Source organism: Microbacterium sp. I2, from assembly GCF_051364985.1.
In the GTDB taxonomy this organism is placed as follows: domain Bacteria; phylum Actinomycetota; class Actinomycetes; order Actinomycetales; family Microbacteriaceae; genus Microbacterium.
In genome coordinates, this window is sequence record NZ_JBLWIH010000026.1 from 1 (window position 1) to 8,043 (window position 8,043).

An 8,043-nucleotide genomic window follows, 5' to 3' on the forward strand; every position below is an offset into this window, starting at 1 on the left:
GGCGCTCGCGAGCGCCGACTCACCCGCCGACGTGGCGGCGGTCTGGGCCGGTCTGACCGATGACGAGCGCGCTGATCTGTTGCGCACACGCCCAGAGTTCATCGGCAACCTCGAAGGCGTGCCGTACGCGGTGCGGTTCGAGGCGAACCGCACCGCGTACGACCAGACGATCGCGGCCGGACCGTACGGGGAACCGCTCGACGGGCAATTGCGGCAGCTCGGCGTCGAGATGAACCGATGGAGCGGTGAGCTGCTGATGTTCCACCCGTTCGAGCAGCCTCAGGCCACCGGAGCCGTGGTCTACGGTGTGCGCCGGGACGACGCGGGGAAGATCATCGATCCATTCGCCGACGTGACCAACGTCAACGTGCTCGTCGGCGGGATGTTCTCCGGGCTCGGCGACCTCGAGGCGTGGGGCGACAGCGCCCGGAATCTGAACACGTACGCCGAGGCGTACGGCGGCGCGGGCACGGGCTCGATCACGATCGCGTGGTACGGCTACGACTCGCCCAACCTGCTCACCGAGCACACCATGGGAAGCGCCACCGAAGGTGCGGCGCGCCTCAGCGAGACGCTGCGGGGGCTCGACCAGGGGGTGTCGTCGTCGGTCACGACCTCGGTGATCGGGCACTCCTACGGCAGTACGACGGCGTTCCTCGCGGTCGGCGGCGCCTCGACCGATCTCGGAGTCGATCGTCTCGTCGCGGTGGGCTCGGCGGGCGTCCCCGACGGTTATCACGCCTCGTGGACCGGGGACGCGCCGATGGACTACTCCGGCGTGGAGGTCTTCGCCTCCCGCGCCCCGGGGGACGGCGTCGCGCGCTACGGGGAATGGAGCTCCTTCGGGCACGGCACCGACCCCGAGTCGATCGACGGGGCAACGAGCTTCGAGAGCGACGGTGGGACGGCGCCCTCCCTGGAGGGCACGCCGGAGCCCGTCGCCGGAACGCCGGGCCACGCCAGTCACGACGGCGGCAACACACTGTGGGGCTGGTGGGAGCAGGACAACGGCTACCTTTCGCCGGACTCGGAGTCGTTCCGTAACATTGCCAACATCGTCGCCAACGGAGAGGTGCTGCCGTGAGCAGTGGAGTGGCGCGGGCCCGGCGCGGCGCGAAGGCTGTACTCGCGGCGACCGTGCTGCTCGCAGTATCGATCCTGACAGGATGCGGAGGTGGCCCCGTGGCCCAACCGACCAGTGACGAGCTGTACGCACAGGCGGAGGAGGTGTACTTCGAGTACCGCGAGTTCGTCAACGGCCTGCTCGCGGTGATCCACGACGGGCCGTGGGAGGTGGGCGAGAGCGGAGCGTACGGGATGGTGCCGTCGAGCACCGGGTGCGGCGACGGGTGGAACTTCGGCCTCACGCGCAGCACGACGGTCGACCCGGCCGAGCAGGACCGGCTGCGCCAGGAGGTCGCCGACTACCTCACCGATGCCGGGTACGAGGTGGAGGGGATGGACCTCGGGTCGGGCGAGGTCACCTCGAGCGACGTGATCGTCCGGGAGCAGGGGCTCTTCTCGCTCCTCACCGTGACGTTCGTGAACAACGGCAACATACTCGTGCTCGCCGATACCGCATGTCACCCCGGCGACCATCTCGAGCTCGGAGACATGCTGTTCGGAGACGCCCGTCTGGCCGAGGGCTATCTTCCGCAGCGGGAGTCTCCGTCCGATCCGCTGTTCTTCGGCATCACGCCGGGCGATCCGCAGTTCCTGCCGTCGCCCTCGCCGACGCCTTGACGCGCCGCGATCCGCGGTTCCCACCCCCGCCCTCACCGGTAGCTTCGCCGTGACGTCGCCGCAACAGGCCCATGCCGCGGGTCAGGTTAGGGTCGATGCGGAGTTTGCATCAGGAGGATCGGTGATCTGGGAGATTGACGAGGCGTCTCATCGCATCGAGGGCCTCGACGAGAACGGCCGTGCCCGGCCGGAGTACGCCGCGTCGCTCGGGCTCGTACCGGCGCCGTTCGGCCGCCGCGCGCTCGCTGCGACCATCGAGGCCGCGGTGTACGTCATGCTGCAGCTGCCGATGCTCATCGGAGTCCTGCCCGGGCTGATCGCCCTCGCGGCGGCGCCCAGCGGGACGGTTCTGGGCGGCGGTGATCTCGTGCTGATCGTCGTGCTCGCTGCCGTCTCCACTGTGCTGAGCACAGCCTTCGTCATCACCCAGCTCGCGCTGCACGGACGCCGGGGGGTCACCCTCGGCAAGGCGATCACCGGGATCCGCTCCGTCAACGTCCGCACGCTCGAGCGACCCGGATTCTGGCGCGGCGCCGTCGTTCGTGCCCTGGTGCTGTGGGCGAGCTTCGCGGTCCCGCTGATCGGGCCGCTCCTGGTGATCGCGCTGTCCCCTTTCTTCGACGGTGAGAATCGAGGACGCGGGTGGCCCGACCTCACCGGCGCCACATGGTTCGTCGACGTCCGCGAGGGCCTCAACCCGTACGACGCCAAGCGCATGCGCATCGCCCGCAAGACCGTCGCCACCGATCTCGCGGATGTCCGCAGCGAGCTGCCGTCGCTCGCGACGCCCGCCGACGAGCGCGGTGCGATGGCCTACATCCCGACCTCGCGTAGCAGCGGGGGAGTCCTGGGCGCCGCCCGCGGTGAAGGTGCGTCGGCCGACGAGAGCGCCGCCTACGCCCCCGCCGCGGTCGGTCCCACCTCCGCTCCCGCGACGCCCCAGGGGCCCGTGGCATCCGCTCCTCTCGCGTCGCCCGCGTCGCAGAACCCCACCGCCGCTCCTGTGGCACCCGTCAGCGGTGGCTCGGCGTGGGTTCCACCGCGGCTGCTCCCGGATGAGGAGGCGGATGCCGCAGCGCCGGCGGCTTCAGCCGCCCAGGCTGCCGCTCCTGCGCCTGCTCCCGCGCGGCGCATTCCGGCTCCCGCATCCGCTCCCGCCCCCGCGACCCCGCAGGCCTCGACACCGCAAGCGGCTTCACGGCCCTCGACACCGGGCGTCGTCCTGACCCTCGACAACGGCGAGGAGGTCCGCGTCGAAGGTCCCGGCGTCCTGATCGGTCGCGATCCGGCGCTGATCCCGGGCGGTCCGGCACTCGCACTCGCCGCGATCACCGACCCGACGAAGTCGGTGTCGAAGACGCATCTGGCGATCATGCGGTCGGGCACCGCGGTCGTCGCCATCGACCTCGGGTCGACCAACGGCAGCTCCCTGCTGCGCGACGGTTCCGAGCGGACGCTCGGACCCCACGAACAGGTGGCACTGCGCACCGGCGATACGATTCGCCTCGGTGACCGCCACGCACGCATCCGCATCGGCTGACGCCGGGATCGGTACGAGGACACGTAGATGAGACTCAAACTGACGCTCCAGCGTCGCGACGAGAAGCACACCGACATCGTCGTCACCTCCGACACCACGGCGACGGTGCAGGACGTCGCTCGTCGCATCGTCGAGGCGGACCCTGCCCGCGAGGTCGCCGCCTCCGCGCAGGATGTGCTCACTCTCCGTGTGGCGCCTCCGACCTCGTCGGCGTTCCAGCTGCTCGAGCCCGACATGCTCATCAGCGACGCCCCGGTCGGCTCGGGCTTCGTCGCCTCGGTGGTCAACCTCGGTGCCGACTACGTCTCGTCCCGGCGTGCCGGCGCGCCCGCCGCGGCGATCCTCTACGCGGTCGCGGGGCCCTTCGCAGGCCGCGAGTTCCAGCTGCCGCGCGGCCACTTCACGATCGGCCGGGCCGCGGGCAACGACATCGTCCTGGACGACCCCCTCATCTCGAAGCGTCACGCCCGCATCGAGGTGGGCGCCACCGTCGAGCTCGTCGACCTCAACTCCGCCAACGGCATCGTCGTCGACGGCGGCCTCGTGCAGCGCCTGCGGGTGATCCCGGGCCAGCGATTCGCCCTCGGCGACACCGAGCTCGTCGTCCACATGGTGCAGGACTACGCACCCGCCGATCCGGACCCGGTGCTCGAGCGCGGCGGCACGCTGCTGTTCAACCGCAGCCCGCGCGTCGAGTCGCGTTACGTCGGCGACGAGCTCGCTGAGCCGCGGATGCCGAAGGAGCCGGTCAGCCGCCTGTTCCCGTGGCCGATGCTGGTCGCACCGATCATCCTCGGCGTCTCGATCTTCGCGATGACCAACAACCCGCGCTCGCTGCTGGTGGTGCTGCTGTCGCCGCTCATGCTCCTGGGCAACTTCATCTCGCAGCGCACGCAGGTGGGGCAGCGGGCCAAGCAGGAGGCGGAGGTCTTCGAGCGCACGTTCGAGGAGCTCGAAGAGACCCTGTACCGCGAGCGGCCCCGCGAACGCGAGGTGCGCAACGCCGAGGTGCCGCCGGTCGCGGTCGTCTTCGAGCAGGCCATGCGCTTGGGGCCGATGCTGTGGACCCGTCGTCCCGAGCACTGGAACTTCCTGTCGGTGCGCCTGGGCACGTCCGAGGCGCCGTCGCGCACGACGGTGAAGCAGTCCGACAACCCTGACGCCCTGCAGGAGTATGTGGATCGCGTCGAACGACTGCGCGAGCGATACCGCATGATCGACGGCGTCCCGGTGCTCGAATCGCTGCAGAGCGTGGGTGTCATCGGCGTGGCCGGTCCGCCGCGCGAGGCGGCCGATGCCCTGCGCGGGCTCAGCGTGCAGCTGTTCGGCCTGCACTCGCCCAACGAGCTCGTCGCCGTGGCGCTCACCGAGCCGCAGTGGGCACGACAGCTCGAATGGCTCAAGTGGCTGCCCCACACCACGAGCGAGCGCAGCCCGTTCCGCGACATGCCGCTGTCGGACTCCGCCTCCACGGGGGCCGCACTGCTGTCGGGGCTCGAAGAGCTCGTGATGCGGCGGTCCAAGGCAGCGTCATCGCCGCGCCTGCCACTCGACGACGACTGGGACCCGATGCGCTACGGCACCGACGTGCGCCGAGCCGCCGAGGATGCCAGCTTCCCCGGCCAGACCGCCGTGCTGGTGATCGTGACCTCTGACGCGCCGGTGGATCGCGCGCGGCTGACTCAGGTGCTCGAGCGCGGTGCCGATGTCGGTGTCTACGGGATCTTCGTGGCTCCGGTCGTCGAGGCACTCCCGGCCGTCTGCCGCAGCTTCGTCGATGTCTCAGGCGGGCTCGAATCCGCCCGTGCGGGCACCGTCCGCAGCGGCGTCGACTACCCGGTGACGGTCGTGGAGGGCGTCTCGAACGAGCTCATGTCGGTGCTGTGCAAGCGCCTCGCGCCCGTCGCCGACTCGAGCACCGTGATCGAGGACTCGTCCGACATCCCCAATTCGGTGATGTTCCTCTCGCTGGTGGGCACCGAGATGGCTGCCGACCCGTCGTTCGCGGTCGAGCGCTGGCGCGAGAACAACACGATCCTCGACCGCTCCGGCGCCGCCCTGCCGCGGCTCAAGAAGGCCGGAACGCTGCGCGCGATCGTCGGGCAGGGCGCGACGGACGCCATGGCGCTCGACCTGCGGACCCAGGGCCCTCACGCCCTCGTGGGCGGCACGACGGGCGCCGGCAAGTCCGAGTTCCTGCAGGCGTGGGTGCTCGGCATGGCGGCGGCGCATAGCCCCGACCGCGTGACGTTCCTGTTCGTCGACTACAAGGGCGGCTCCGCGTTCGCCGACTGCGTCGGACTGCCGCACACCGTCGGCCTCGTGACCGACCTCAGTCCGCACCTCGTCCGTCGAGCGCTCACAAGCCTGCGTGCCGAGCTGCACTACCGCGAGCACCTGTTCAACCGCAAGAAGGCCAAGGACCTGCTCGAGCTCGAGAAGCGGCGCGACCCCGACACTCCTCCGGCTCTCGTGCTGGTCATCGACGAGTTCGCCGCCTTGGCGGGCGAGGTGCCCGAGTTCGTGGACGGCGTCGTCGACATCGCACAGCGAGGCCGGTCCCTCGGCATCCACCTCATCATGGCGACGCAGCGCCCCGCGGGAGTCATCAAAGACAACCTGCGCGCCAATACGAACCTGCGCGTCGCGCTGCGCATGGCCGACGAGTCCGACTCGAAGGACGTGGTCGACGACCCGGTCGCCGCGAGCTTCGATCCCAGCATCCCCGGCCGCGGCATCGCCAAGACCGGCCCGGGCCGCCTGGTGCCGTTCCAGTCCGCCTACGCGGGCGGCTGGAGCAGCGACGAGCCGGTCGCGGCCGATGTGAGCGTCGCCGAGCTGCGGTTCGGCTCGGTGCAGCGGTGGGAGCTGGAAGACAAGGGGGAGGATGCCGCGCACGACGTCGATCCTGGCCCCAACGACCAGAAGCGGATCGTGGCGACCCTGATCGCTGCGGCGCAGCAGGCCCGGATCCCGGCACCCCGCCGTCCGTGGCTGGACGACCTCGAGACGACGGTCGACGTCCGCGCGCTCTCGGCTGGCCGCTCCGGGTCGATCCTGCTCGGCAAGAGCGACATTCCCGAACGGCAGCTCCAGGAGGCGGTGTACTTCGAGCCCGACCGCGACGGGTCGCTGCTGGTCTACGGCACGAGCGGCTCGGGCAAGTCGACGGTGCTGCGCACCGTCGCGATCTCGGCGGCGATGGGTCGCCGTGCCGAGAACGTCGCCGTGTACGGCCTCGACTTCGGCTCGGGATCGCTCAAGAGCCTCGAAGTGCTCCCGCACGTCGGATCGATCATCCCCGGCGACGACGCCGAACGCGTGCAGCGCATCATGCGCTCGCTCGCGCGGGTGCTGGACGACCGCGGCAAGCGGTTCAGCGCCGCCAACGCGTCGAGCGTCGCGGAGTACCGCGAGCTGACCGGCCGTGACGAGGCTCGCATCATCCTGCTCCTGGACGGACTGCCGCAGTTCCGCGCCGAGTGGGAGTCCACCACCGCCCGGATGCCGTTCTATCAGGCGTTCATGCGGATCCTCGGCGAGGGGCGTCCCCTGGGTGTGCACGTCGTCGCGACGGCCGACCGCTCAGGCTCAGTGCCGACGGCGGTCAGCTCCAACGTGTCGCGCCGCGTCATCCTGCGCCTCTCCGACGAGAATGCGTACTCCCTGCTGAACGCGCCGAAGGACGTCCTCGACGAGCGGTCGGCGCCCGGCCGCGCCATCGTCGACGGATTCGAGACCCAGATCGCCGTGCTCGGCGGCACACCGAACGTGGCCGAGCAGACGAAGCTGCTCGCGCAATGGGCGGAGGAGCTCCGGTCCCTCGGCGCACGCGAGGTCGACGAGATCGGCTCGCTGCCCACTCGCCTGGCGTGGGGCACGCTCCCCGACCGCATCGGAGAGTTCCCGGTGCTCGGCGTCGCCGAAGACACGCTGGCTCCGCGCGATTTCGACCCGGTCGGCACGTTCGTCGTGGCGGGTCCGCCGCAGTCGGGCAAGACCACCGCGATGAAGGCGCTGATCACCTCGATGGTGCGCTTCGACCCGACGGTGCGGCTCTTCCACCTGGGCGGACGCCGCTCGCAGTTGAAGGAGTTCGCGCCGTGGATGCGCAGCGCCACGACAGTGGACGACGCGAAGGAGCTTGCCACCGAGCTCGCCGAGCTCGTCACCGACGAGACGATCGGCGCTCGCCTGCTGATCGTCATCGAGGACGTGCCGCAGTTCGCGGACTCGCCGGCCGAGCGCCCGCTCAAGGCGCTGCTCCAGGCGGTGAACCGCAGCGACCATCTGCTGATCGGTGACGCCGATGTGACGCAGGTCACCAGCGGGTTCGGTCTCATCGGCGACTTCAAGGGCGGCCGGAAGGGCATCATCCTCAAGCCGGACGCCTTCGACGGCGACGCGGTCTTCAAGGTGCCGTTCCCCAAGGTCAAGCGCGCCGACTTCCCGGAGGGCCGCGGGATCTTCGTGCAGGCGGGCCGGCAGGTCACGGTGCAGATGCCGCTCGTCGAGGCGGGCACGCTGCCCGTCGCGCCGGCGGTGACGGCGGCTGCGGCATCCGGCCTGGCTCCGAACGCCGACGCCGCAACCGTCGACGTTCCCAGCGCATGAGGCGCGAACCCCGTGCACCCGGCCATGGGGAATGGTCCCCATCGCCGGGCGGTAGGGCGTCGCGTTAGGTTTCTGGTGTCGGCCCGGGGTGGGTCGTGTTTCTGAGTGAGGGAGTTGACGATGGCCGATTTCGGTGCTTCGTATGG

Annotated in this window: 4 protein-coding genes; all 4 read left to right on the forward strand. The window is 70.4% G+C overall.

The genetic code is table 11. The annotated features are described in order from the left end of the window. On the forward strand, window positions 1-1,084 hold a 1,084-nt coding region (locus ACLKM7_RS19005; protein ID WP_436448870.1), incomplete at its 5' end, for an alpha/beta hydrolase. After that, window positions 1,081-1,743 (forward strand): hypothetical protein, encoded by a 663-nt coding sequence (locus tag ACLKM7_RS19010; protein WP_436448871.1) that lies wholly within the window; start codon window positions 1,081-1,083, stop codon window positions 1,741-1,743. The genes ACLKM7_RS19005 and ACLKM7_RS19010, both read left to right, overlap by 4 nt. A 121-nt stretch (window positions 1,744-1,864) precedes the next feature. After that, window positions 1,865-3,283, forward strand: a complete 1,419-nt coding sequence (locus tag ACLKM7_RS19015) for an RDD family protein (protein WP_436448872.1) — start codon at window positions 1,865-1,867, stop codon at window positions 3,281-3,283. 27 nt (window positions 3,284-3,310) lie between these two features. Continuing rightward, on the forward strand, window positions 3,311-7,897 hold the full coding sequence (locus ACLKM7_RS19020; protein ID WP_436448873.1) for an FtsK/SpoIIIE domain-containing protein: 4,587 nt from the start codon (window positions 3,311-3,313) through the stop codon (window positions 7,895-7,897). Window positions 7,898-8,043 lie beyond the last annotated feature (146 nt).

What these genes read in the sequence shown, in the direction of transcription:
- ACLKM7_RS19020 (WP_436448873.1), top strand. Translation starts at nt 3,311, where the DNA reads ATGAGACTCAAACTGACGCTCCAGCGTCGCGACGAGAAGCACACCGAC.